This is a genomic window from Bradyrhizobium cedriense (assembly GCF_054602315.1).
The window spans coordinates 213,592-239,753 of sequence record NZ_JBTSWB010000010.1; the positions used below are offsets into that span (position 1 = coordinate 213,592).

Annotated in this window: 17 protein-coding genes; 12 read left to right on the forward strand and 5 right to left on the reverse strand. The window is 58.8% G+C overall.

Annotated features, from left to right (window positions below; genetic code table 11):
• Positions 1–122: 122 nt before the first annotated feature.
• The 4 genes from ACYCVF_RS33185 to ACYCVF_RS33200 form a co-directional block, all read right to left on the reverse strand.
• Positions 123–992 carry a formyltransferase family protein gene (locus ACYCVF_RS33185; RefSeq protein ID WP_459607088.1) on the reverse strand — a complete coding sequence of 290 codons (870 nt, stop codon included), beginning with the start codon at positions 990–992 and terminating at the stop codon, positions 123–125.
• A 31-nt stretch (positions 993–1,023) separates the two neighbouring features.
• On the reverse strand, positions 1,024–1,635 hold the full coding sequence (locus ACYCVF_RS33190) for a CDP-alcohol phosphatidyltransferase family protein (protein ID WP_459607089.1): 612 nt from the start codon (positions 1,633–1,635) through the stop codon (positions 1,024–1,026).
• 699 nt (positions 1,636–2,334) lie between these two features.
• Positions 2,335–8,331, reverse strand: coding sequence for a DUF3320 domain-containing protein (locus ACYCVF_RS33195; RefSeq protein WP_459607091.1), 5,997 nt, complete (start codon positions 8,329–8,331; stop codon positions 2,335–2,337).
• Between the two features lie 516 nt (positions 8,332–8,847).
• Positions 8,848–10,161 carry a DUF2130 domain-containing protein gene (locus ACYCVF_RS33200; RefSeq protein WP_459607092.1) on the reverse strand — a complete coding sequence of 438 codons (1,314 nt, stop codon included), beginning with the start codon at positions 10,159–10,161 and terminating at the stop codon, positions 8,848–8,850.
• A 417-nt stretch (positions 10,162–10,578) separates the two neighbouring features.
• Here ACYCVF_RS33200 and ACYCVF_RS33205 point away from each other — a divergent pair, with 417 nt between their 5' ends.
• The 12 genes from ACYCVF_RS33205 to ACYCVF_RS33260 all read left to right on the forward strand — a co-directional run bounded on the left by ACYCVF_RS33205 (position 10,579) and on the right by ACYCVF_RS33260 (position 23,910).
• On the forward strand, positions 10,579–10,806 hold the full coding sequence (locus ACYCVF_RS33205; RefSeq protein WP_459607094.1) for a hypothetical protein: 228 nt from the start codon (positions 10,579–10,581) through the stop codon (positions 10,804–10,806).
• A complete protein-coding gene (locus tag ACYCVF_RS33210; protein ID WP_459607096.1) occupies positions 10,799–13,273 on the forward strand; it encodes an AAA family ATPase in 2,475 nt (824 codons plus the stop codon). The genes ACYCVF_RS33205 and ACYCVF_RS33210 overlap by 8 nt, the downstream gene beginning before the upstream one ends.
• A gap of 506 nt (positions 13,274–13,779) precedes the next feature.
• Entirely contained in the window at positions 13,780–15,684 is a 1,905-nt protein-coding gene (locus tag ACYCVF_RS33215; RefSeq protein WP_459607098.1) for a DUF4236 domain-containing protein, read from the forward strand.
• A 104-nt stretch (positions 15,685–15,788) separates the two neighbouring features.
• Complete coding sequence (locus ACYCVF_RS33220) at positions 15,789–16,373, forward strand: hypothetical protein (RefSeq protein ID WP_459607100.1); 585 nt, start codon at positions 15,789–15,791, stop codon at positions 16,371–16,373.
• Positions 16,374–16,413: 40 nt separating this feature from the next.
• The gene (locus ACYCVF_RS33225) at positions 16,414–17,373 is read left to right on the forward strand and encodes a restriction endonuclease (RefSeq protein WP_459607102.1); all 960 of its coding nucleotides are present in this window, start codon (positions 16,414–16,416) and stop codon (positions 17,371–17,373) included.
• 141 nt (positions 17,374–17,514) lie between these two features.
• The gene (locus ACYCVF_RS33230; RefSeq protein WP_459607104.1) at positions 17,515–17,988 is read left to right on the forward strand and encodes a hypothetical protein; all 474 of its coding nucleotides are present in this window, start codon (positions 17,515–17,517) and stop codon (positions 17,986–17,988) included.
• 848 nt (positions 17,989–18,836) lie between these two features.
• Positions 18,837–19,403 carry a class I SAM-dependent methyltransferase gene (locus ACYCVF_RS33235; RefSeq protein ID WP_459607106.1) on the forward strand — a complete coding sequence of 189 codons (567 nt, stop codon included), beginning with the start codon at positions 18,837–18,839 and terminating at the stop codon, positions 19,401–19,403.
• Between the two features lie 146 nt (positions 19,404–19,549).
• Positions 19,550–19,852, forward strand: a complete 303-nt coding sequence (gene hxsA2, locus ACYCVF_RS33240) for a His-Xaa-Ser repeat protein HxsA2 (protein WP_459607263.1) — start codon at positions 19,550–19,552, stop codon at positions 19,850–19,852.
• The gene (locus ACYCVF_RS33245; protein WP_459607281.1) at positions 19,806–20,186 is read left to right on the forward strand and encodes a hypothetical protein; all 381 of its coding nucleotides are present in this window, start codon (positions 19,806–19,808) and stop codon (positions 20,184–20,186) included. The genes hxsA2 and ACYCVF_RS33245 overlap by 47 nt, the downstream gene beginning before the upstream one ends.
• Positions 20,187–20,205: 19 nt before the next feature.
• Complete coding sequence (gene hxsB, locus ACYCVF_RS33250) at positions 20,206–21,663, forward strand: His-Xaa-Ser system radical SAM maturase HxsB (RefSeq protein ID WP_459607107.1); 1,458 nt, start codon at positions 20,206–20,208, stop codon at positions 21,661–21,663.
• The gene (gene hxsC / locus ACYCVF_RS33255; protein ID WP_459607109.1) at positions 21,660–22,838 is read left to right on the forward strand and encodes a His-Xaa-Ser system radical SAM maturase HxsC; all 1,179 of its coding nucleotides are present in this window, start codon (positions 21,660–21,662) and stop codon (positions 22,836–22,838) included. The genes hxsB and hxsC overlap by 4 nt, the downstream gene beginning before the upstream one ends.
• Positions 22,839–23,214: 376 nt before the next feature.
• A complete protein-coding gene (locus tag ACYCVF_RS33260) occupies positions 23,215–23,910 on the forward strand; it encodes a tail fiber assembly protein (RefSeq protein WP_459607111.1) in 696 nt (231 codons plus the stop codon).
• Positions 23,911–24,424: 514 nt separating this feature from the next.
• On the opposite strand, the gene groEL is transcribed toward ACYCVF_RS33260, so the two are convergent.
• Positions 24,425–26,062 (reverse strand): chaperonin GroEL, encoded by a 1,638-nt coding sequence (groEL, locus tag ACYCVF_RS33265; protein ID WP_459607113.1) that lies wholly within the window; start codon positions 26,060–26,062, stop codon positions 24,425–24,427.
• Positions 26,063–26,162: the final 100 nt, after the last annotated feature.

Here is a 26,162-nt window from a genome sequence, read left to right on the forward strand (position 1 = left end):
GGCCTTGACGTTTCGCTCGCATGCTTGGATGGCTCGACTTGTTACAAACCGACACTGTACTGCGCCAAGGTCGTGCTGAAGAGGTGCGCGGCGTTCTGATGGCAATCTCGGTCGGCAGTCGGCTAAGGTTTCCTCCGAAGCAGGATCTCCGGCAATCCCGGAGTCAGCTGCGAGTCCGTCACCACGTTCAAAGCTGTGCCTGGCGCGCAACTGCCCCGAAGGATCGTTCGCACCTCGTTGGCCAGAACCCTTTGAACGAGCCACTTCGGAGGCGTGTAACGCGGCGGGAGGTATAATGCGCGATACAGCCGCTCGAGTTGTTCGGCGTCGCGCGGAACATCCGCCGATTCCAAGAGTTCGGTGATCCTCCGCATGGTGTAGAAGCGAGGCTCGCGATTATGCTCAGCTATCAGCGACGCTTGCGATCGTGGGACAAAGGATCCGTCCAACAAGCGCAGCCATACCTCGCAGAAGAGCGCGTAGCCGTAAAGTTGCGCCCTGGTGTCTAGGGAGAGAGCTGTCTCTGAGGGCAGGATGGGGAACTGCATCTCGCCGATGATGTCCCCCGTATCGGCCCGCTCCGCGAGGTAGTGGATGGTCACTCCGAAGCTCTCGGCCCCGTTAAGGATCGCGTGAGTCCGGGCAAAGCTGCCACGATATTCAGGCAGTGGAGCCGGATGCAGGTTGATTCCCCCTCGATCAAATCGTGCAAGAGTGCGGGCCGGAAAGATCTTGTCCCACAACACGCTTACGAGAAAGCCCCCGTAGCGGGAAACGTCGTCCGTTGACTCGAGATAGGGTATTCCGTAGCGATCGGCGATCTGCCAGAGCTCCTCGCTGGTTTCGTGGCTCCACCACGTTTGCTCGTTCCGGGGGGTGCCGAGAATTGCGGAGACGAGGTCTTTGCCGCAAGTCTCGATGATAAGCACGATGCAGCGGCTTGCGAGCCCCCGGGTGCCAGCAAACACGAGCCCGTTACTTACAATCGACATGTCTTACCTCAGGGCCTTCCACGCCGCGACGTTATGCTCGGATGCCACTGATAATCAGCAGTCCGGCGGACCCAATGATCGCAATTGCGATCGTAAGCACATGAACGAGAGTGCCTGAGGCTTTGATCTTGAACGGTGCGATGTGGAGCAACGACAAAGGTAGAAAGATAACCGGAAGAACGACACTTAGCTCAAGTGGTGCGACAATGCGGTGGATCAGAAAGATCGCGGCCAGCACTGGCAAGTCGTAGGATAGAGGTAGGCCGGTTGAATAACCCTCATCACTCAGGCCAAAATAGTCAAAATACGCGAGACGGAGAGCTCCGATCAATAACAGGTACGCCGCGAACACCCCTGACGCAGCAAAATCGATGACCGATGCAATCACGATTGCTGGTAGGACTGATCCAAAGATGAGGTCCGAGAATCCATCTAGGGATTTTCCGATGGCCTTCGCAGCCATCGTCCGGTTCTTCGCGCGCCGGGCGATTGCGCCGTCCACGTCATCGGCGATAATCGCCCAGAGTCCGAGGGCTATACCCGCCTCGTAGTTTCCTCTAACGGCCAGCCCTATCCCCGCACCAGAACATAGTATTCCAAGTGCCGTAACGCTATTGGCGCGGTCAGATAGGTACGCGATCATTGAGTGCCTCGACGTTCTGGCCTCTGCGGAGAGAAGCGCGCGCTATTTTCTGCGACTATCTGAATGCTCTGCATTGCTGCAGGCGAGGAGTCGGCGCATCGATCAGAGCTGTTGTCGACAGCAGAGTTTATGCGACCTTGCATGCCGAACTCCTGGCAGGCGCAGCTCGGCTTGCCCAACGTTCATCGGCCTGCTGGTGACACGTCTCTGTCGTCCGGATCAATTACTGGAGTTGGTAGTTGACCGGCTCGTAAAATGTTGCATCTCCCTATTGGAATGGCGGAGCTCGCCTGCTGACGATTTCCGATCCGCAGGCGGCAAGACGCTGCTCAAGGAGTGCGTCGCCGCCTGGCATGCACGATGACGGTGTAAGGTTCGCCAACCTCGACCCGTTTTGAGTGGATCCGGTGACTGCAGCGCCTCGGGTATTCGGCTGCGTCTGGGTTTCCAATAGATGATCGAGCCCGAGGCTGAAGGCGACATCTTTGCCTGTGAGCGGACCCACCGAGATGAAGATCACGCCCTTGCGCAAGTAGAGTCGCGGGGACTGGCGTCAATCCGCTCCCAACGCTCCGCCAACGCCGGCTGCAGGGCCATGTATTGAGCATGGTCGAACGCAATCAGAGTACTAAACCTGCGGCATAACCCGGTGAACTTCAGTGTCGGTCGCGAGGTCCGCGATTGGCCGCCGGCTCTTGGTCAGTTCCCATCAGACATTATAGCCGCCTCGAAGCGCTGACGCGTGGAAACTGCGAGCCGGCCGAGTCCAAAGTGTTCCTGCATGCCGCGGATCAACTCTTCATCCTCCTCAAGGCCCTCGGCACGAAGAACATCGCCAAGGCCCGCCAATTCGGGCAGCGGCACATCGCCGTGCTCACGACCGCCGCCGCCGCGGTAGGGCGACTTAGCGCTGGGCACCGTGTTTTGCGGCCAAATGATCTCTCGATCGCCGTCTCGGCTTGTGGGGAAGCGGTCGCGACCAAGCGCTGCCCGGATGATTCGCTGCACCGTTTCGCCCGAACGTTGGAAGCCGTGCGCGCGTGCGACGCGGTCGATTAGAACGTCGAAATAGATCGGTCCTTCGATTTCGATCACATGGTCAATCATATTGCGGAGATTGCCCCGGTAGCCAACGTCGTAGAAGCGCTCTCGGTCGGGGGCCACGACGGTGCTGGGGTCAGCCTTCGTGTACATCCTCGGCATTGCGGCAGGGTCAGCGGCAGCCGACGTTGGTCCGCGCGCGTAGATCCTCGGCTCCTCTTCAGGCTCGCTGTCGTTTGCGGGAGCGGGGAGAAGCGGCTGCGAATACGGAGGATCGTCCTCGGCGGTAGGAGCCGGGTCCGCCTGCTCGTCAGACGATGTCACCTCCGCTGTTTCCGAGGCATCCTGAGCACTGACCGACATTTCCCCCATGAATGGAAGTGCACCAATATCGGTGACCTCTTCCCGGGAGGTGGCAGATGGGCGTAACGCGCGGTCCGCTTCGAGATCGGCTGTCAGCCGCGTATGGATCTTTTCTGCAGCTGAGGAGCTGTCCATCCACCACTCGGTGCTCCAGATGCGCAAGATGCGCCAACCGAGGTCCGTCAGGACCATCTCGCGGAGCCGGTCGCGATCCCGGGCGGTAGCCGAGCGGTGATAGGTAGCGCCGTCGCATTCGATGCCAGCGAGATAGCGGCCCGGAAAGTCCGGGTGCACGACACCGAGGTCGACTCGGAAGAACGAAACGCCTACTTGTGGATGGACTTCCCAACCCCGCTTTTGCAGCGCGTCCATCACGGCATCCTCAAACGGCGATTCCGTTCCGCGACCGGTCGGCGAGAACGCCTCGGCGATGGCGCGCGCGCCGTATTCGGCGAATTCGAGAAAGTGCTTGAAGTCGACCACGCCTTTGGCCCTGGTGCGCCCTAGGTCAATCTGCTCGGGGCGGAGTGTCGCGAACACCAAAAGCTCGCTGCGTGCACGGGTGATTGCGACATTAAGTCGGCGGTGGCCGCCCTCGCCGTTGAGCGAGGAGATTTGCGCGGTAACTCGGCCGGTCTTATCGGGACCGACGGCGACCGAAAAGATGATGACGTCGCGCTCGTCGCCCTGCACGTTCTCGATGTTCTTGACCAGAATCGGCTCGCGAGTTTGGTTCTTGTCGAAATGGGACTCTAGGGCGGGATCGCTGCGTCGGGCCTGATCGAGCATATTTTCGATCAGGCGCTGCTGGTCGCCGTTGAAAGTGACCACCCCGATCGATTTTGATGATGTCTTGAGGCGTCGGACAACCTCGGCGACGACCGCTTCGGCTTCCTTCCGGTTTACCTTGGCACCACCGCGCTCGTAGATGCCGCCCTCGACATGCACGTAGCGAACCGCGGTGTCGCGGGTCACCGGAGACGGGAAGGTCATCAGTTCGCCGCGATAGTATTTTGCGTTCGAAAACGCGATCAAGCTCTCGTGGCGGCTGCGGTAGTGCCACGACAGTCGCATGCTTGGGATGTTCGAGGCGAGACATTCGTCCAGGATGCTCTGCTGGCTCTGGACCGTTGAACCGTCGTCGTCCTCATCGTCGACGCCGCGTTGGCCGACGCTGGTTGGCGGAAGCTGCTCGGGGTCGCCGACGATGATCACTTGGCTGCCGCGAGCGATGGCGCCGATGGCGTCCCAAACGGGAATTTGCGAAGCTTCGTCAAAGATCACGACGTCGAACGGTTTTGCTTCCGCCGGAAGGTATTGCGCGATCGAAAGCGGGCTCATCATGATGCAGGGCGCGAGCTGGGTCATGACGTTCGGAATCTTCCCGAAGAGCTGGCGCAGCGGTATGTGGCGGGCCTTCTTGTTGATCTCACGCGCTAGCGTCCCCCATTCGGGGTCCTTGCCGAAATTGGTCTGTGTCGGCACGGAGGCGCCAATCCGCGCCTTGACGATCTGCCTGGCGAGCTCGCAGACCTTCCGGTCGGCGGCGACAAAGGCATCGATGAGGGCCTCATGCCTCTCAGCCAGGAACCCGCTCAGCACCTCGTCCTCGTTCACGATGGTCTCCGCGACCCAACGCGCGTAAGCAAAGTCGAACGCGCCGGCCAGCTCGTCGCGAGTAACTCGGCCGTCCTCAACGGCGTCCACGAGCGGCGAAAGTCCGGCCGCGCGCGCAGTTTTTGCAGCTGCCCGCCATGTCGCCCATTGCGGAGCCTTGATGATGTTGGCCTTCCACCGCGCCGTGCGTTCCTGCAACTCGTTGATCCAGCCGGGCTCCAGCTGGATGATCTCTTCAGGGCGATCGAGGCCGATATACGTGCCAACATCCTTGGCCGCCTGATGCATGGCCGGGAAAGCCTGCTGCATGGTGTCAAACGCCCTGCGTACCTGCCCCCCGGGACGAAAGCGTGAGATGTCCTGAGCGAGTAGGGTGGTGATGTGTGCGGCTATCTGTTCTGGTGGCACGTCGTCGATCTCGAAGCCGTCAACGGAAGCTTGCAGGTCTTGAGCCCATTTGATGAGCGCCGCGATGCGCGCCGGGTCGCTATCCAATCCCCGCCACAACCGCTCGATACCGCGGAAATGCGGCCTCAGTGCTTCCAGTCCGCGAATCAGATCGCAAAGATCTTGCAAGACGATGAGGTCACGCCCGATCTCGTCCGGCACATCGCCCGGGCAGTACGGCTGCAGATGGACACGTATCCTTTTCTTGCGGCCACCGCGCACCAGCATGTTGGATGCGCAAGCCTCGGTCCATTCCCGCTGCAGGACCGGTAGGTCGAGCAGCGTCGTCGCCTTGAGATCGTATTCGGCCGACAATTGGGACGCCTTGTCCCGGATCCGGCCAACCACGTCGGCGAGGGCGGTCAGCGCACGGATACGATGGTGAGCCTCTTCGCCGAACAGCAGCGCACCGTCTGCGGCGTCCGGGTTCAGCATCAGCGCAACCAACCTGACGAGTTGCGGCAACGAGCTGTCGTCGGCCACCTCGTTCAGTCCGAGGGAGGTGACGAGCGCGTCCGCCGTCGCGCGCATTTGCTGCAGCGTGTTCTGCAGCCGATCGATCGCATGTTGCAAGGATTGCGCCCAGGCCGGATTCCAGCGAGTTTGCTCGATACCCTGCAACGGATGGACGGACGGGTCTCCGACCGCCTCCAATGCGGTGCGGATGTCCGCGCAGCTCTCACGCATCCTGGCGAGCTGCTCCGGCGAATGCACTGTTCCATCGGGCCATGCCAGTTCGATGTCGGCGAGGCGGTCGCGATCTGCGACCACGCGTCCGAAAGCCTCGTAGGCCGTCATGCCGTTCGCGCGCCTGCGGTGCAGCGCCGAGACCAGCCTGTTCAACTGATCGCGCTTCTTCTTCAGGTCGCCGGCGGCCGTCGACCAGTGCTCTTCGGTCACCAGATTGCGCTCGCGCCAGGCGGTCGCGAGTTGCTCAAGCACGCTGGACTTCTGGGCCTTGGTCGAGTGCACTTCGAGACAATAGTTGCCGAGTCCGATGGCCTGCATGCGCTGCCTGACGACTTCGAGCGCTGCAGTTTTCTGTGAGACGAACAGCACCGTCTTCTGGTGGGCAAGGCAGTTCGTGATGGCGTTGGCGATGGTCTGGCTCTTGCCAGTGCCGGGAGGGCCGAAGAGAACGTAGTCCGCGCCCCGCTGGGCGGCGACCACGGCAGCGATCTGCGAGGAATCGGCCGAGAGCGGCGCGAACAGTTCAGCCGGCTCGACGATTTCGTCGATGGTTCGCGCGTCGATGAAGCCCGCTCCGGATCCCTCATAGCTGTGGGTCGGGGTATCGATCAGGTGGCGCACCACGGGATTGCGCTTGAGCAGATCGGTACGGTCGACGAGGTCTTTCCACATCAAATATTTGGTGAAGGAGAGCGTCGCGAGCGTAACCTGCTCGGTGACCTCCCAGCCCTTGATGCTCTTGATGTGACGGCGGACGGTCTTCCAGATCCCGGCGACGTCGATGCCTGAGGCGTCCTGCGGCAGTTCTCCATCGAACTCCGGCATCGACAGATCGAAATCCTGCTTTAGCATCTGCAGGAGTGTCGGATTGAAGCGGGCTTCGTCTTCGTGCAGCGCGAGGCGGAAACCAGAGCGCACGCTTTTGCGCTCGAGCTGCACCGGTACCAGGATCAGCGGCGCTCTGTAGGGCCCGGCCCCGTCCTGCGGCGTCCATTTCAAGAAGCCGAGGCACAGATAGAGGATGTTCGCGCCACCTTCCTCGAAGGCGAGTCGCGATGCCCGGTAGAGATCGGTGAGCCGGTTTTCCAGCTCGATGTCGGCGACATTTGTGTGCAGGTCGCCTCGTTTCATCGCGTCCAGGATGAAGTCCTTGCGTGCGTCCTCATTCTGGCGGTCGGCGAGCAGCGTCGTATCGCGCCCGTCGCTGCCGTCGAGCACCGTGGTCCTACCCAGCAGTTTGAAGCGTTCGCCATCGGAGAGCTTGTCCTCGAGCATCGCGCAATCGGGACACTCGATTGCGATGGTCGATTTTGCATCCTTGAAATTGAGCAGCCGGTTCTTCAGCGAAAGGTCGAGAAGGTTGCGCTTCCAGATCTCGAGCCTGTCGAGGTTCTTTTCGGGGGCTGGCTCGCGACGCTTGTCGAGATCCTCTTCGAAATGCGGAACTTCGCCCACTTCCTGCGCGGCCGCCGCAGTGTCGGTGACGGGCCGGATTGCCGGTTCGGCCGAGCCCGACAGGTCGAGAGGACGGATCTTGGCACTTCGCGCCCGACGTACGTCGATGGCGAGTTCGAACGGCGAGGCGGCGTCCTCAGCAATCAATTTCTTGGCCGCTTCGACTGCCTGCTTGAAGCGCGCCGGGTGCGCACCCGTGAGCAGGGTTGTCTCGACCACGACCATTTCTTCCAGTTGCACGCGCTTGCGCAACATCTGGGGATCGTCGACGACGAGGCCGGAGAAATCCTCGTCCACCAGCCAGATGCCGACGAATGCGTGGCCGTCAGTGAGGGCAACGACGGGGTTGAGGCCCGCTTGTTCGAGGCACGACGCGTACAGCAGCGTCAGATCGAGACAGGTGCCGACCTTGCGCGAAAGGATTTCGCTGGGGCCACGGACCATCTGGCCAGAACGTTCGAAGCTTTTCGGCGGCAAGACGTAGGCGATCGAATGTGACACCAGCGCCGCCCAGATCGCCTCGGCGATCTCCCAGGCGCGAGCCTTGGTCCCCTTGCGGTAGCCATCCAGGGCCTCGTCACGACCGGCGGATGCAAGTTTGTTGGAGGCTTCGCGCAGGATGACATCGATGCTGGGATCGGTCGGCCGGACGAAGGCCGCCAGCAGTTCCGGCGCTGAATTGACGCCGCCCCAGTGCGAGGGCGGCAGCAGATTGATTTCGACGGCTTGATCGCCAAGCACGGTCCCCGCCGATTCGACGCGGATGCGAAGTTCGCCGCGCCGTGAAGCGTTGATGCCGGCGAGAAAGGCAGAATCAAGCTTCAGATCAAGACTGCGAATATGGTGGACAGTTTGGTCAGCAATACGATCGATGCGCCAAACCCCGGGGGTGAGAAATGGCGGTTCCGACGTAAGATGGACCGCAACGCCCGTTAGATCGCTGCCCAGCGCGTTTTCGACCGCGAGATCCCGGATGATGGGCACGGCATTCTGATAGAACGCGACGTTGACGTTATCAGCGGCGGTGCAAGCGATTTTTATGGCTCCGCTCACCGCGTTCTCAGATCGGATCCGCTCCAGCATGATTTCGCCCTCAGAATACCCCATGCAAGTCGTGCTTGACCGGCGCCAGACGTGCTCGGGAGCATCGCTGGTGTGGTCCGATCACGAACTGATTCGTTTATGGGAGGCGTCAGATATTCTACACGACGCGTCAAATGGATAGGTAGAAACAATCCGATTGCACTATGTCGTACAGCGATCTGGCCCTAACGGGCCGAATCTCCCAAACAAGCCAATGCCCCCACATACTCTTTTGACGCGATTATAAGTGGATTGCTCGCCCGGTTCGAGCATATTCACAGGCTGATCCCTGGGAAGATCGAATTATATTGGCGCTTAGATCGAGCGTGCCGAAAGCTCCAGCCGTGCATAAGAAGCTCGCTCACCTCTAGTATCTGACACTCCTAGCCAAAAAGAGATCACGATTGCCGCCGGGGCGGTGTGACCGTCAAATTGATGGATATGACGTAGGGTCTTCCGGGCTCCGGACCGGCAAGCCGCAGATAGGGATGAGCCCTGCGAGACTTGCCGTCATTCTCATCCCGCCTTGCGACCAGTATCGCCCCCATTCTCCAGCAGTGGCATGTCCAGACTCGGGATGTCCGGCATAGCTTTGCCGGCTATGGCCTGAAGATCCCCCACCATCCCCACGGTGGAGTCAATGACTGCCAATATCTGGGTTTCCCGCTTGGCCCACTGTCGGCCCATGAACTTGCGCTCTTTGTCGAGATCTTCCCGCATGTTATTGAACTTCTCGACCACGGCTTCCACGCGCTGCCTGAACTTGGTGCCCGTCAGATAGTGATAGACCTCCTCCATCTTGGTTTTTTGACCCTGCTGGACGAGTCGCGAACCGCTGATGTCAATGAGCGCCTGACGGAGAGCAACGGCAACCGGCAGTGCACAACGGGGGGGCGTCACCCACACGCCGTCGACGAGGTCGAAATGCTCGACTTGCTTGGGAAGTGTTTGCGATACTATGAGAGCAACATCAGCCCCACACCGGCGTTGATCGTCCCGAAGCTTGCCAAGCCATCCGTCGCTCCAAGCTTTGGTACGCTTCGATTCCCAGAGAATAATGCCCGCCGGCTGTCCAAGCGACCCGTTGACTTGCTGAACCACGTCGGCGCCAAGCTCACCTTTTCCGACTGGCTCGACTAGGTCAGTCGGAAAACGACCGCGCAGAAGCCCTTCGAGTTCAAGTTCCAGAACCTCGCCCTGTGACTGCTGCGATCCCTGCTCGGCCTTACGCTTCAACTCCTCGATCGTTCGGGACATCGACTCAATCGTCTGATCTTTCTCCGCGACCCGCAGCCGGGCCGCCTCGTCAGCCTCTTGCTTGGCCTTTATCTGGATATGGCCGACCGAGGCCTGGACCCGCTTCTCGACTGTCAAGTCCAACTCTCGCTTCTCCTGGTCGAGAGCCCGCTGCCTCCGCATCAGTTCAGCCTGTGCCTGTTGCGCCTCAGCCAGCTTGACGTTGTTGGCGTCAAGCACCAGCCGAAGCTCCGTCGCTTCATCGGTTCGGGCCTGCAGCTCGGCCGCCGCCGCGTCCCGGGCTTTCTTGGCTTCCGCAGCGACGAGCCGGCTGCGTTCGGTGGCCAATCTTTGCGCCACTTGGTCTTCGACCTGCTCGCGATCCTTTTCGAGCTGTTCGCGCTCCCCTCGAAGCGCTTCCGCCTTACGTGCGATTTCCGCATCCTTGTTGGCCAGCTGTTCCTGAAACTTCTGACGTGTTTCCGCAAGAAGGGGCGCGGCAAGCGATTCCGTCAACCGGATCTCGTGATTGCAATTCGGGCAATGAAGGGTGGGTTCATGTGCGGCACCAACCGCGGTCGCGTTGAATGTCATGAACTCTCCCGTTCCGTGGCACCAAGCCGCGACAGCTGTGATCCGGCCAGCTTCGTTACGCCTGCAATATGGGTTTAGCGCCATTTCAACGCTCTGGTCGAACGCCGTCGGCATGTGCAGCGGCTTTTCCACTGAAACCAGCTTGAAGCGCGCTCGAAGCAGCTTTGACAGGCAAGGTTGCTCCATCTCAACCAGCTTGGTGCCCTCCGTCCGCGTTATCTCTCGCTTGCCACGAGCGGCTACAGCTGGACAACGAGGAGCGCTTTCAGTTGATGTTTTTCGGCGTGCAATAGGCCTAGATCGACAAAAAACGGTGCCGGAGCCCATGCTATCGTTCGGTACCTTTTTGTGCTCATCACACTCTCGCTCGCTTTGTTGCGTTGTGGATGGCGGGACTATCAATTGGGGGCTAAGTGCGTGGAGGGTGAAGCAGAGCCGGCAGATTCGCCGGAGGTATTTCTTACGACACTGGGAGAAAGCCTGAAGCAGAGAGAAGGTCTCGATGCCGGATTGGCGGAGATCCTGAAGACCCACATTCTGAAAGCTGCGCCCGCGCAGAATGCCGTCGCTCAGGCCAAGGATGCCATCCTGAAACTAGCAGGCCAACGTGCCAATCCTCCGAAGCCGGAGGTGGCCAATGACTGACCCTTACTTCCTCCGGTCCTTGGGACTTGCCGGATTCCGCGCATATCTCCAACCAAAGACGTTCGATTTCAGCAAAAAGCGCTGTCTGGCGATCTTCGCGCCGAATGGCAACGGCAAATCCAGTGTCATCGATGCGCTGGAATTCATGTTTTCCAAGGATGGCACACTCGAAAGGCTCGGACAGCGCACTATCAACAACCAGGCCGGCCCCATCGCATTGGCGCACAATCTGGCGGAGGAGGCTAAGATCGCTCCGGCGGTCACGATTGGCGTCGTCTCGGGCAAGAATGCCATCAACGGCAGCCGATCGGCGACAGGGGCGAAGCGGCCGATGCCGGCAGTGGCCGCGACTGTAAACGCCTGCTTCGCGGTGCCACCAATCATCCGCGGGCACGCGCTGCGCACGTTCGTTGAAATTCATACGCCCGAACAGCGCTATGCGGATGTCGCCAATTGGCTGCAGCTCGGCCCGCTGGTCGAGGTGCAGAAAAATATTCGCGCGTTGCGCACGCAGGTGAAGGCTGCCTCGGGGGATGGGACGGCGCTGCAGCGTGTAGACACCCAACTTGCTAGGGAGACGGACCAGGTGGTGAAAGCCTGGGATGCGGCGGCGATACTTGCTTACGTCAACACGTCGGTTCTGGCTCCCCTCGACGCGGCGCTGGTGCTGGCGGCGTTGACGGCTGGTGATCCGGCCTATCTCGAGCTGGGAGCGCGCGCTAAGGCCGAAGAGAACAAGATAGGACTTGCAGGCCTGCGTCAGATCCGCAATGCGGCGGCGGCTTTCTGGGTGGAGGCAGCGGACGCGGAGAGCGGCGTGGCTGTTATCGGCGGCGCGATTCCGACCTTTGATGCGGCCGTAGGGGCGCTGTCAGCCGCAGTCGTCGAGGAAGCGGAAGAACGCGGCAAGGCGGCGAGCACCATGTTTCAGGCCTTGTGGAGTGCCGCGGAGCCGCTTTTCGCCGAGGGTGTGCCGGCCCCTGCTATATGCCCAGTCTGTGAAACGCCAGTAGCCGACACGCCGGCGGGCAGCGCCGAGGCGATCCGAGCGCATATCGCCAAACATCTGGAAGAGCTGGCCGATTATGCCGCCGCCAAGAAGGTGCTCGACGCGGCCAAGACTGCGGCGACCAAAGCTCATACCCAGTTGGTGGCGGCATTGCCGGGGCTTATCGGTCTGCTCGGCGACGATGACGCGGAACTGAAAGCCGATCTCATCGCGTACCAAGCTGGCATCACCGGCTGGCCTCAGGCTGCCGTGCCAGCCTCGGCCGATATCGTTGCGTCGATCGCCAAGCTGCTCGCCACTCTCGATCTGGCCATCACCGACATCGAATCGAAGCAAGGCGACCACACCTACATCAAGGCCAAGGCGAAGATCGATCGGCTGCTGGAGCTACAAACCGAGCGGGACCTTGCGCTGCGCACGCAAGATGAGCTGGAGAAGCTCTCCGACGCCTTGACGGCGCAGGCGACGATAATCTCGGCCGAGATCCGCAAGAAGGTGCAGGCGCTGCTCGACAAGCTTCAGACGCCGATGAATGACATCTACAAGCTGATCCAGGGCGCTGGTGCCGCGCCGATCCGGTTGGAGCTGCCTGCGGAAGACGACACGAACCAGCAGCGGCTCAACCTCCTGATCGATTTCGCCAAGAACCGCACAGGCGTGCAACCGGGCGGCTATTTGAGCGACTCACAGATCCATTCGGTGGCGCTGGCGTTAAGAATGGCGGCGATCCAGCAGTTTAATGTCGGCGCGCCCATCATCGCGCTGGATGACATCGTCACCTCCTACGATGCCGATCATCGGCGCACTATTGCCGGGCTCATCGCCACAATGTTCGGCGGCAGCCAAATCCTGATTACCACCCACGACGAGCGGTTTTTCAACTATTTGAAGGACCAGCTCGAGGCAAAGGCGTGGCACTTCACTCGGATCATTGGCCTTGATCCAGCCTACGGGCCGCGTTTCGCTGACCACAAAGTGAGCGACGAGATGATCGAGGCGCGTTGGGCTGCGGGCCAGTCGGCGGCCAACGAGATGCGCCAAGCCGAGGAGGAATGGCTTCTCGGCATCTGTCGGGATTTCGGGGGCAGCGTGCGGATCCGGCCGCTGGAGAGGCCCTATTCTTACGAACGCGGCGAGTTGGCCTCGGCGCTTGCCGGCCTGCTCAAGGATGCCAAGCTCGCGCCTGCGCTGGTGCCCGGCGTCAACAATCGCTTTCTCGACAGCTTGGTGAAGGGCGAGATCGAGAATTTTGGCAGCCACTTCCAGGACGGACCATATGGCGACGGCTCGATAGGCGACGAGAAGGCGCGCTGGGAGGAGTTCAAGACTTTCCGCAGCCAGTTCGCCTGCAAGAAGTGCAGCCGGACGAAATTCCAGCGGCCCTTCATTCTCAAAAAGCCGATATGCGCGCATGATAGTTGCGAGGCGCAGTTCGAGTTTGCGGCAGGGGTGGCTTGAATGCGGGAGACGTTCAAAACCCGAGGAGCTGGCGACGCGCAGCTTCGAAAGCAAGGCGACGCCTCGGCTTTCTTCAAGGCCATGCTTAATCGCTACCGGCCCGGTGAGCGGTGGCCACACCGCGCGCGCGGCCAGACGAGGCCGCCGAGCAAGCTTTTGCGAGCGCGAGAACTTGCTTGAGCGCGGTCTTGACTGATTTGATTGGCTGGTCGTTGCATTCAATGAATAACGCTGAGTGATTCCGCAGTGGTGCCTCCTCCGCAGGTGGGCCACCGATCGAGTGGGAATTCGAACTCTCCGTTGGCTTATTTCGTTCTCTTGCTTGTCCTGCGCGAACAAATGACTGGCCAATGGCCAAATTAGCGGATGCCGAAGCGGGGGCGGAGATCCGTAGCGACGTGCCTGAAGCCGCCAAGTAGGAAAGAACTCCCGGCGCCGTTGCGGCGACTTTTGCTTGCAGAAGAGCCTGCCTGCTACCATTATCCGTTCGGGATGGGGAGTAGCTGATGGGATTTCGTTTCCGTCGATCGGTCAAGTTATTGCCCGGCGTCAAGATAAATCTCAGCAACCGCGGCGCTTCGGTATCGCTGGGCGGGAGGGGCTTTCACTACACGATCGGGCCCAAAGGCACACGCGTCACGGCCGGAATTCCGGGAACTGGATTGTCCTGGAGTGAGTACAAACCCCATGCCCGCAAGATGACTGAGAACGAAGACATTTTGCCCTCGACGCCGGGCGCTCATCTCGCCCCACCGCGGCAATACGAACACCTGAAGGTTCTCCAAAATGCGACCGCGTCGCAAATTAGCGCGCTATCGACGAGCCAGCTCGCCTCCATTCTGAACGCGGCGGGCCGGCGCATCCAGTTGGCTCCGGCTGTTTTAGCCGTCTGTCTCTTGCTCTTTATCGCTGCGCTTATACAGGCTGAACAGCAAAGGTGGATGGGCGTCACAGCGCTATTTGCAACGGTGTTTGTCCCGATGACTATCTTTTTGGACCGCTACCGCCGCTCCGTAAAGGCGGTGTTTGATCCTGATAGGTTGACGGCCCGTATCTCTCAAGCGCTATCGACAGCATTCACTGAACTGATGCAGTGCAGGGCCGTGTGGATAGTAGAAGCTGAAGGTCGGACAACGGACTGGAAGCGTAACGCGGGCGCGACAGGTCTAAACAGGCGCAAATTGACATCGCTGCGCTTTGGAAAGCCTGATTGCCTTCGTGGGAGGGCAGCTCTTCCAACGTTTCGTGTCGGCTCTGATCAAATCTATTTGCTGCCGGACGCGGCGCTAATAGTGGTGAAGGGAGCGATCGCGTCCGTTAGCTATCAAGAATTGGAGTTCTCAAGCAACGTTGTACGATTCATTGAGGAAGAGCGTGTTCCTTCCGATGCCACCGTTGTTGATCATACGTGGCGTTATGTAAACAAGTCCGGTGACCCCGACCGTCGCTTCATCAACAATGCGCAACTACCCGTCTGTCTCTACGGGGAACTGACGTTTCACTCGGCAGGTGGCTTGAACTGCAAGCTACAGATATCCAGCGCTCACGCGGCGGAGCCGCTTTACCGGATGATCGAGACCCTGAAGCGCACTCTGGTCGAATTGCCGGCACCCATCACTTACATCAAGACGGCAAAGCGTTGGCCCACCATTGTGTTACTTTCGTCATTTGTATGCGTTGCGCTGATTCAAGCGAGCTTTCTTCAGGGCGATGTTCGTACCAAATTTGCGAACTCAGGCTCTCTTGTCCCCGCAAACGAGAAGCAGCCTTCGGTGTCCCCGCAATTCAGTCGTCAAGAAGCGGAGCCGCCACCAAAGATCACTATGACGAACCCTGCGCCCGAAAAGCAAAGCGTACCACTTGGTTTGAGCCCATCATCTGCACAACCGGATTTACCACCCCCCAACAGCACCCCAAACAATCTCCTGCCGACCCTTGATCTAGGTGAGCCGCAGAACGTGCTTTGGCTTCAATCGCGCTTGAGGGAACTTGGATTTTTGCGCGGCCCAGCGAGGGGTTGGGATTCATTTTCCCGGTCAGCCCTTCGCGATTTCAAGGCAACTAACAATCTCGCTTTGGACGACAGGTGGGACACGCAAACACAGGAATTGCTCGCCTTGGGACCAGCATTGCGGGTCGAACAAACCTTTGTCGGATCGTGGTCCGAATCGGTTTGCGACCCTGGTTCGAAGCCTGACCTTTTCATCAATTCGCGTCGGGCAGTCTCATCTGCCGGCGGTGTTTGTGAGTTTTTGAACATAAGAGCGGCGGCGTCGAGCTGGAGCGTCGCGACTTCGTGCTCTAATGCGGGCGAAAAATGGAAAGCGACCGTCCAGCTAGCCGTGAGTGGAGATAAGCTCGTCTGGATTGGCCGTGATGGTACCCGCACTCAATATGCGCGGTGCCAATGAAATTGTGCTCACAGAGAAATCTGGGGAGGCAGAGAGTTGGTGAGGCGACGCAACGGGATGGCTGTTTGAAGATGCCGAAGGTCACACACCTGAAGGAAAATGTAATGAGACCGCTTCTTGTGCTAGCCGTGCTAATTTCGAGTGTGGCCTCTGTTCGAGCCGAAGATGCGCTCAGCCGCATCGATGTCATCACTAAGTCTGCTCGGGACATGATGCCTGCGATGCCTTCAATGCCATCCGTCTCGATCCCATCGATTCCGGATCTGTCGCTGCTTGATTTTTCCGAGACGACCGGCAGGCTCATGACCGAGTTCAATACCTTTACGCAGCAAATCAGCGACGCGCTGCCGGTCCTCGAGCAGATGGGTTACGAGGTTACGACTTTTAAAGTGACGTGGGGACTTCCGCCAAAGGCCAGATTGCGGCTGAAGTCGAACGGCAACGCGGACGTCCAGAAGGTGAACGCCATCGCTGCGCAGGCCACGAGCGGCGGCGCGCTGATATCTGCTCTTGTTACGAGTGCCGCGACGGCGAAACGCATTCAAAACACCATGAAGCTCGGCACCGCATACCTCGATGTAGAATTCGCTGTGCCACCTCGGGTCAATATGAAATTTGTAAGTCTAAAGACGAACGAGAAGGAGGAATTGCCGCGCGATACCGACGATTTGGAGATCAGTTGCAAATAGAAGAGTTCCTGCGCCGCATCTGGGCCATTTTGGAGAAGCCGTGTTCGACAGTGTAACTGATGGCATTAGGAAGTGGCTGATTAGCGTCTTCGCCTCAGCCGTTAAACACGCCTCCCGTCCAGAAGACCGGGCGGTTGCGATACGATGGCTCAGTCAGTCGCGGGATATTGTCGCGAGCGACATTCGCTCCATTGATAAATTCAAGCAATTGAACGAGCTCATCAACTCGCGCAAGGCTATCGTGGCAGTTGCGAGCAGTGTCTCGGAAGCCGTCTCGAACTACCGCAAATCGAACTTGCCTTGGTCGATGAAGATAGCGCTCCCTGCAACGCTCGCCACCATTCCGTTGGTCGGTGGTCATGCTGCCGGGATTGCGGCATTTGGCGGGGCACTTGGCGTCCCGGTGCTCCTGCTCATTTTTCTAGGGGCCGCCGGCATCACCTCCATCATTGAATCCGTCGTGACAAGCCCAGAGGCCCAAACGCACATTGCCGAAATTATCGACGCGATTGTTTCAGATGAACGGTTGCGTCGGACCAGCGCGCAAATGAAGGCTGCGATGAAGGAGCAGCCGATGGACGCCACCCGTTTCGCAATGCCGGTGACGGAAGTCGCGCTGCGGCAGCATTTACTCGACATGGATCCGTTCAATTTTGAACGACACATCATGAGTTTCTTTGAAAGGGCGGGACTTGAAGCGTGGACCACACGGAAATCGAACGATTTTGGCGTAGACGGTTTTGCCATCCATCCTGACGGACTAATTATCGTGCAATGCAAGCGAAATTCGATGGAAAATAAAGTGGGCCGGCCGACCATTCAACAATTCAAGGGTGTCGCCGAGGAACAAGATGCACACCGTGGCTTCATCATTACGACGTCCAGTTTCACCGAGGAGGCCATCCAATCAGCTGTGCTGACAGACAGGATCGTGCTCATCGCGATGGAGGAGCTGGTGCGTTGGCACGCAGAACCGCCTTCATTTGAATCCTTCATTTGAATTAAGTGCGCCTGCTAGCGATATTCCAGCTTAGTCGGGCTGGCCGCATTGATATTCAACTGATTGAGCAGCGATGGCAGCGGGACAACTAGGGATCGAGTCTATTGCGCAAATTTAGTTTGAGCTTGCAGGGAGGAAAACGTGAAAGGACGGATCCGCCGGCGCGTACAGGTAGAGGCCAATTTATATTTCGAATACGAAGTAGCCCCTCATCGCGCAATATTGGCGCGCCGGACTGAGATCTCGGCTAAGGATCTATCCGAGATAACTTCATCGCCCTGCCAACGAGGAGAGCACGCGATTCAAGGCCTAGAATGCGCGCTGCCAGTGCGCGCGCCGTCCGTGCCGACGGGAATGTATATTCCTTTCAAGCAAGTTCGCCTGAAGGGTCAGGTCAATCCCTTAAAGCCGCCGCTTCACGTTGAGACCGTGCTGATCGGGCGGGCGTTGGGGCAGCAGACCGGATATCTTTCTGGCGTGGGATTTCGAATACGCGATGATGGATATGTCGAGGGTGAGTTTGCCGAGGGAGCTGAGAAATTCACCTCTTTCGAGATCTTTCGAGAAGCGGTACGTTGCCGTTTGGCAAAGATGTCGGACTCGAATTCTGAATGAAGATGAGAGAGTAGTCTTGGGAGATAACGTATGAACAGGCAACTGGCTACCATCTTGTGCGCTGCGGTGTTCGGAGCGTCTTTGGTGCCTTCTGAGTCTTGGGCTCAAGGCAAGACAGTGAAGGCTTGCACCGACGAGTGGAGAGCGGACAAAGCGGGCTTTCAAGCCAAAGGCATTACCGAGAAAGCTTACGTAGCGCAGTGCCGCGCTGGTAGCGCGGCGACGTCAACTGCCGCTCCCGCGGCCCCGCCCCCAGGACCTACAACTACTGCGCCAGCTCCCAGCACGGGGCAGCCGAAAACTGCGAAAGCGTGCGTTGAAGAATGGAGGGCCGATAAAGCCGGGTTTCAAGCCAAGGGTATAACGGAAAAAGCCTACGTAGTGCAGTGTCGTGGCGGAGCTGCAATGACCCCGACTGCTGCCCCGGCGCCCGCCCCTGCGGCTCCGGCTCCTCCACCACCCTCGGCAAACGCTCCGGCCCAGGCGCCTGCGACGACTAAAAGACCTGCACAGGCTCCAGTCGCAAGAACAACTCCTGCGCCGTCGACAGGTACACCATCGGCAGCGGGCCAGTTCGCAACCGAAGCGCAGGCCAAAGCGACTTGTCCGACCGACACGGTTGTTTGGGCGAACTTGCACTCAAGAATCTATCACTTCAGCGGCACTCACAACTACGGAACAACCAAGGACGGCGCATACATGTGTGAACGAGATACCGCCGCTCAAGGAATGCGCGCCGCCAAGAACGAGCAACACCCATGAGCTAAGGAGGACGATGCGGCATTCGTCTGCGTCGTCCGTTCCACTTTGGGCGGCGAGTCAGTGTGAAGTTGCGGGGAGACGGCTCATTGGCAATACTCAACTCTCCTTCGCCGCTCATTCCTTCCGCAACGCTGATGAAGTTTGGCGATAGGTTTACGTCTTCATATGGTGCGCCGATCCTAGATGCGCCGACCGGATTTGGGCGGAATGCGCTGGCGTTCGCTGCTCTGGGGTATGATGTCGTTGCGGTTGATAATGACGTCGATCGACTTAGATCGGCCGAAAGATCAGCAGATGACATTTGCCTCTCAGCTCGACGTTCGAATGCGTGCGGCCGTGTTATTTCGGTATGCGCCGATCTTGCGTGCGGCCGGCTGCCTTTCGCAGACGCCTCATTCTCAGCGGTCCTTTGCATCCACTACGCCGTACAAAGGATCGTTTCAGATTTGGATGCTGCGCTCCAAAACGGCGGTCACATCTACATTGAGACGTTTGGTGGACAAGGACAAAACTATCTAGAACTCCCCAAGGCAGGAGAAATTCGCGATGCGCTTAGGGGATTCGAACTGCTTTTTTACAATGAGCGGTCGGTCGGACCCAGCTCTTATCAGGCAGTGGCGGTAAGGGCACTTGGACAGAAGCGGCGCGCCTAGTGCGGCAGCCCTCCTTCCAGCTCCACCAGGATTTTCATAGTTAATCCAGTGACATATCATGGCCCTCGCAAAAATTGATCCTTTGGCGTATTGCAACTTTCTCAAAATTTGGCTCTACTGCCCAAATTGTGGACAGGGGAATGATGATGCCTCGTGGATCAAAAGCTATAATTTCTTTAGGTGCCGCCCTAGCCTCTCTCACAGGCGCGCAGGCGCTTGGAACGGAAGCGGACGCGGCTATCATCAATACTGACACAATTGTTTCGACCAACGACGTCAGTGCGGCGACCACCCAAGTGAAACCGAGCGGGCATTTCCAGGTCGGTGACGACCTCCTCGGGTTTGTGATGACCAGACAGCCCGACGGGACAATAGTTGCGCAGCATGCGTCGCACGCGTCCCATGCTTCTCACGCCTCCCACGCTTCGCATGCATCAAGCCGTTACTGACCAACGCGCTCCGAAAATTGCGATTGACGTAGATTTTGATTCGAGCGTCCAGGAGCTGGGGCCGTTGGAAGCGGCTGCGTATCGCCTCATCGGAACCGCTACCTGCCAGCTCGAAAGAGTTGGGAATCGATTGGTCTGCCATCTTGCTCTTCAAGATGGCCGCACAAGCGGCGGCTTTTCAATAATTGATGCCGACGCGCTAAAGGTGCGGTTTCTCGACCTGGTAACAGACGAGAACTTGAGGGCGCGCGTGTCGGCAAAAACTGACGGGGTGCGTAACGTCATCTTGGCGCTTGCTTTCGGATCGTTAGCCGCTTCCCAAAACGAGAATTAACACAGAGCGCTGGCTACATATGGCCCGTTTCCTCGCTGCTCAAGCGTTTGGCTCGCCAAGTGATGAGCTCGCGTTACTGCCCTTTCATTTTGAGCGAACCGGGGCTGAGCAATTCCTGGTCTCAAATATGGTGGGCGATTTCATCCGCCTGACACAGGATGAACTCAACAGGTTGGCCGATCTGAAGTTGAAGCCGGGCGACGGCCTTTACGAGAAGGCGTATGCGGCTCATTTGATTACGGGATCGCGTCAGAAGGGGCAGCAGCAGCTCTTAGCCCTTCGCCTTCGAAGCCGAATGTCATTCCTGCGCGAAGTGACGCCACTCCATATGTTTGTCGTGACTTTGCGCTGCGAACACTCGTGCCCCTATTGCCAGGTGTCGCGCCAAAGCACCGATCATTCCCGATTTGACATGAGCGAGGCAACTGCACAGCGGTCGTTGGAGATCGCGTTTCAAAGCAGGTCATCGAGGATAAAGATCGAATTCCAGGGCGGCGAACCACTTCTCAATTTTGGCCTTATCAAGATGATTGTCTCCGCTGCGCAATCAAGATCCGTGGCCGCGGGCAAGAAAGTCGATTTCGTGATTGCGACGAACCTGGCCCTGTTAGACGACGAAGTCTTGGCGTTCTGTAAGGCCAATGAAATTCTGCTCTCGACTTCCTTGGACGGTCCCGCGGACCTGCATAATAAGAATAGGCCAAGATCCGGTGGCAACAGCTATGAGCTGGCCGTAAGCGGCATCCGCCGGGCGAAAGAGGTGCTCGGAGCGGATCGGGTTGGCGCGCTGATGACCACGACCGAAGCCAGTTTGGATCGAGTTGATGAGATAGTCGACGAGTATCTGAAACTTGGCCTGGATGGAATCTTTCTTCGTCCGCTATCTCCATTCGGTTTTGCGATCAAAACAAAACAATACCATCGGTACGACGCCAGGAGCTGGCTGCAGTTTTACAAGCGCGGGCTCCGGCGAATTTTGGACATCAATCATCAAGGGATTCCATTCCGGGAATTCTACTCCTCCTTGCTGTTGACCCGCATGTTGACTGACAAGCCGATTGGCTACGTGGACCTGCGCAGTCCTGCCGGTGTCGGAATAGGAGCGCTAGTCTATAACTATGACGGTAGCGTCTTTGCTTCTGATGAAGGACGCATGCTCGCTGAGACAGGCGATAACACTTTTCGGTTGGGGCATGTGAACGAAGACAATTATCGTTCGCTTGTTCTTTCGGACAAGCTCGTCGATGCAATTTCGACCTCCTTGACGCAATGTGCGCCTGATTGTTCAACTTGCGTCTTCGAAAGTCATTGCGGCGCAAATCCCGTGCATCACCACGCGACGCAAGGCGATGCGCTCGGCATCAAGCCTCTTTCTGATTTTTGCGCTAGGCAGAAGGGAATAATGCATCATCTGCTGCAATTGCTCGACCAATCGCCCCGCGATGCGGCGATCTTGCGTCGCTGGGCCGACGCATGACCCTCCCTTTGTTCGGTACAGCCGCGCTGTGTCGCGGGCTAGAACAGCAGGCGCGATCGGTTGTTCGATTGAGGACGCTCGATGCTGAGCCTCCGAAGGCGGAGACTGATTTCATAATCGTGCGGACAGACGATGACCTGAAGCAGGCAGTTCAGAATAGCGATGAGTCGATTTTCGCCATCGATGACGGCACGGGGCGTTTTCTCTCAGCTGACCGCATGCCGCGCCGCGCGATTACTGTTTCAGCTCAATTTTCGTATCTTGGTGAAGGAGACATCATCGGCGTTCACGCTCCATCGGGCAAATTCCGAACGCTGTATAGGCACAACTCCCGCCACAACTCGTTCCTGGTGACTGAGCGATGCAACAATTATTGCCTGATGTGCTCTCAGCCGCCAAAGGATATTGATGATCGTTGGATTCTGAATGAGATACGTGAGAGCCTGCCCCTCTTAGACAAAGAGACGCGCACACTGACGTTTACCGGCGGAGAACCCTTATCCGATTGGGCCGGCTTCATCAGTATTCTTTCTCAGTGCCGCGATCAGCTTCCGAAGACAGCTATCCAAGTGTTGACCAATGGCCGCGCATTCGCAAACTCGGAAATTGTCGATGCCTGGCGGAAGGTGAACCACCCCAGCCTGATTGCGGCTATCCCGGTCTATGCGGCGGTGGATCACGTACACGACTACGTCGTGCAAGCCAAAGGTGCTTTCGACGAGACCATCCTTGGCATTTTGAAACTCAAAGACAGAGGCCAGCGGGTCGAGGTGCGTGTTGTCTTGCATGCCCAGACCGCACCAATAATTTCACAAACCTGCCAGTGGTTGGCGCGGAATCTTTCCTTCGTTGACCATGTTGCATTGATGGGGCTTGAAAACACCGGATTTGCCATCGCGAACGAGGCGAAACTCTGGATAGATCCGATTGACTATCAGGCGGCGTTAGCTGAGGCGGTAGAGTTTCTCGTCGCGGCCAATGTCAACGTGTCGGTTTACAACCTGCAGCGCTGCGTTCTTCCGCCCTCCGTGTGGCCCTACGCAGTTCAGTCTATTTCTGATTGGAAGAACGCATTTATTGCCGAATGCCAATCCTGCACCGAGAAGACCAGATGCGCGGGCTTCTTCAGTTCGGGTAGGCCTCGGCGAAGCAGAGCGATAGGTCCGATCGGTTAAGCGAAGGCTGTCTAGCGCATCGCCGTTGGGAGAGAAGCATGCGGGGTTTGAAAGCCTGTCTTGCAGGTGCCATTCTTCTTTCGACGTCAATGGTCGCATTGGCGTTCGAGAGCAGTGTCCAACTTTTCGCGGCTGAGGCGGAAGCTCAGAAGCATTGCCCGACCGACGTGGTGGTTTGGGTGAACATCCCCACCGGCATTTATCATCTCAGGGGAATGCGATGGTACGCTAACACGAATCGGGGTGCGTACGTGTGCCAGAAGGAGGGTGATCAAGCTGGATATCGTGCAACACGAAACGGACAGTGATACGCAGTTCTTAGGCCGGCAAGTCTTAGCATTGCGCGCCGAGGGCGCATCCTTGTCGTAGGAAATCCATGTTTGAGATCGTCATCAAGTATATTCTTGGAGAAGCAAAAACGCTTCGGAGTGCGCCGGCTTCCGCTCTGGTCTTGAGCTTTGGCGTGTTTGCCGTCGCTTGGGCTGCTCTGGATTGGCGGTACGCCGCTATCATAGCCAATCGCGACGGGATTATTGCGAGTCGAGACGCAACAATCAATTTGATAACGACACAACGTGATGACTACAAAGACAAATTGGGAGGAGCGTCGCCAGATCAGGCGAAATCAAGGGTGGACGCCTTGGAAAATGCAAACCAAGGTCTATCCGCAAGACTGTCTGAAATGTCGAAGCGGCTGAAGCCGAAATACCCTCTGGAAGATGATGAAAGGGAACGTCTCATTCAGCTGCTTCGCGAAGTTCCGCAGAACAGTAGATTTCACTTCAATATTTTTTGGCCGCAGCTAAATGGAAATCCGCGCAATGCTTATGCAATCGCGGACGTGTTTTCGGCGGCGCAATGGGATGTTTCGGTAAAAAGGGCAGATTCTATTAGTGGCCATGGACTCGTCTTCGCCTTTGGCGCGAGCGCCGCCTCTGATAAATCGAAACGTTCTCCCGAAGCTGTAAAGTTGATCGAGCTATTTGGCCGCGCCAAAGTTGACTGGGCGATTGACACTCTTGCCTCAGTTCCCGAGGAGGGCTTCCTCTTCATTGTGGGCGAACCAAATTAGCCGCTTCGCATCGATCGCAGCAGGTGTCAGCCGTGGCCCGCTACATGCTGGTCGACACTCGACCATGTTGCCGGACTATACGAACATGGAAGAACACACAGGCCATGTTTCTCAGACGGTATTGGGGAAGATATCGCGTTTCAGCGGCGCCGCCAGAGCTGGCGCGTATCGCACGGAACGAAGCGCAGATGGATCACCGTCCTCCAGATCGCGATCCTTGGAAAAAGTCTCCGCTGAGGGCACCATGGCCTCTATCGCTGGGGCGCAGATTGCTCCGACCCATTAAACGTGAAGCGACCTCGTCCCGTCTGGCGCGCATGCGTAGTCCTTTCTCCAGTTCACTATTTGCTCCGACAGGGCCTCCACATGCTTCAAGAGATTCTGGCAAGGTCCGGGCAGACGTCATATCCTGTCCGGCCCCATAGCAGCCAGCACAATGGGGTGCTTTCCGTGCCGCTCTCGGAAAGCTCCCTCTAGCGGAACGAACGCGATGGCGATCGTCGGTCCGCGCCCATCAGCTCCGGCCGTAAACTTCGGCACCGCCGCCGCGCGCAGGGCCGGCGGTCGGATCGACGCCTTCAGGAAGATCGACGACGAGCGAATGGGTCGTCAGGATCAGCTTGGCCACCGACACCGCATTCTCGAGAGCGGCGCAGGTCACCTTGACAGGATCCATGAGGCCGGCTTCGAACATGTCGGTAAATCTGCCGCTCCTGGCATCGAAGCCCGTGCCGGGTTGCTCGGCGACGACCCGTGTCACGATCATAGCGCCATCCTGTCCGGCATTGCCGGCGATGATCGCCAATGGGCGCTTGATCGCGTCGCGGACCAGCATCGCACCGGCTTGTGCGCCATCAACCTCCTGATCCACCAACGGATCGAGCCGCGCTACGACCTGCGCGAGGGCGGTACCGCCACCGGCCACGACACCTTCGCCACGGGCAGCCCGGGCTGCGTTAAGGCCATCTTCGAGGAGTTGCGCCGTGCGTTTTTGCTCGACCGGCGTGGCGCCGCCTGCGAGCAGGAGTGCGGTCCCGCGGGTGAGCTTTGCAAGGCGATCGGCCAGCTTGTCGCGCTCGATATTCTGCGGTGCCTCGTCCCACAGCTTCTGGACCAGTTGCCGCCGCCCGTCGATAGCCGCCTTGTCGCCATTGCCGCCCAGGATCACGGTCGCGGATGCGGATACCCTCGCGCGCGTCGCATTGCCCAGATCGGCGATCGTCACCTCCTCGATCCGGGCACCCAGGTCGCGCGCGATCACCCGGCCACCCGTCATGATCGCGAGATCCTCCATCATCGCCTTGCGCCAATGGCCGAATTCCGGCGGATTGATCGCGACGACGGTGCCGCGTCCTTGAAGCCGAGCCTGCATCACCGCCGCGATGACCTCAGGCGCGATCTCGTCAGCTACCAGCAGCAGCTGACGCCCGCTTTCCTTGAGCTGGTCGAGGATACGCAGGATCGGCTCGGCCGATGGCACTTTGTGGTCGGTCAGCAGGATCGCCGGATTGTCGAGTTCGGCGGCCAGGCTGGAACGGTCGGTCGCCATATGGTGCGATACGAATCCGCGATCGAGCACGAGCCCTTCGTCGACCTCCAGCCGCGTCGGTGAGCCCGGCAACGCATATTCGACATGGACGACGCCTTCGATGCCGACCCGCTCGAGCGCTTCCGCTATGAGCTCTCCCAGTGACGTCTCGGTGGCCGCGACGCTTGCAACCATGCGCAATTCGCCCTGACGCAGCGGCCGAGAGCCCTCTCGCAGTGCTTTGATGACCAGATCGCGGGCGTGGTCCATGCCGGCGACAACGTCGACCGCCTTGTGCGCGTGCTCGACCAGTTTCACGCCGTCCTGCACCAGCGCATTGGCGAGCGCTATCGCGGTCGTGGTGCCGTCACCGGCGATCTCATTGGTCTGGGCGGACACCTCGCGAACAACCTGCGCGCCCAGATTCTCGAACCGGCAGGGCAACTCGATCTCGGCCGCGATGCTGACACCATCGCGCGACACCAGCGGCGTCCCGATCGGGCGATCCATGATGACATTGGTTCCCTTGGGGCCGAGCGTACCGAGGACAGCGCGGGCAAGCTGGTCGACGCCGCGCGCGAGCGCCGCCCTCGCTTCGGCATCGTAAAGCATGATCTTAGCCATCAATCGTCTCCCGTGTGCGCCGCCATCCGTTGGGCGGAGCCTTGTCATTCCGGTCTGGCTAGTGGGATGGCACGCGCCGCTGGCGCGGCCGCCGGCGCGT

What these genes read in the sequence shown, in the direction of transcription:
- ACYCVF_RS33260 (WP_459607111.1), top strand. Translation starts at nt 23,215, where the DNA reads ATGTTTGAGATCGTCATCAAGTATATTCTTGGAGAAGCAAAAACGCTT.
- ACYCVF_RS33195 (WP_459607091.1), bottom strand. Translation starts at nt 8,331, where the DNA reads ATGCTGGAGCGGATCCGATCTGAGAACGCGGTGAGCGGAGCCATAAAA.
- hxsA2 (WP_459607263.1), top strand. Translation starts at nt 19,550, where the DNA reads ATGCCTCGTGGATCAAAAGCTATAATTTCTTTAGGTGCCGCCCTAGCC.
- ACYCVF_RS33245 (WP_459607281.1), top strand. Translation starts at nt 19,806, where the DNA reads ATGCTTCTCACGCCTCCCACGCTTCGCATGCATCAAGCCGTTACTGAC.
- ACYCVF_RS33210 (WP_459607096.1), top strand. Translation starts at nt 10,799, where the DNA reads ATGACTGACCCTTACTTCCTCCGGTCCTTGGGACTTGCCGGATTCCGC.
- hxsB (WP_459607107.1), top strand. Translation starts at nt 20,206, where the DNA reads ATGGCCCGTTTCCTCGCTGCTCAAGCGTTTGGCTCGCCAAGTGATGAG.
- ACYCVF_RS33190 (WP_459607089.1), bottom strand. Translation starts at nt 1,635, where the DNA reads ATGATCGCGTACCTATCTGACCGCGCCAATAGCGTTACGGCACTTGGA.
- hxsC (WP_459607109.1), top strand. Translation starts at nt 21,660, where the DNA reads ATGACCCTCCCTTTGTTCGGTACAGCCGCGCTGTGTCGCGGGCTAGAA.
- ACYCVF_RS33215 (WP_459607098.1), top strand. Translation starts at nt 13,780, where the DNA reads ATGGGATTTCGTTTCCGTCGATCGGTCAAGTTATTGCCCGGCGTCAAG.
- ACYCVF_RS33220 (WP_459607100.1), top strand. Translation starts at nt 15,789, where the DNA reads ATGAGACCGCTTCTTGTGCTAGCCGTGCTAATTTCGAGTGTGGCCTCT.
- ACYCVF_RS33185 (WP_459607088.1), bottom strand. Translation starts at nt 992, where the DNA reads ATGTCGATTGTAAGTAACGGGCTCGTGTTTGCTGGCACCCGGGGGCTC.
- ACYCVF_RS33200 (WP_459607092.1), bottom strand. Translation starts at nt 10,161, where the DNA reads ATGACATTCAACGCGACCGCGGTTGGTGCCGCACATGAACCCACCCTT.
- groEL (WP_459607113.1), bottom strand. Translation starts at nt 26,062, where the DNA reads ATGGCTAAGATCATGCTTTACGATGCCGAAGCGAGGGCGGCGCTCGCG.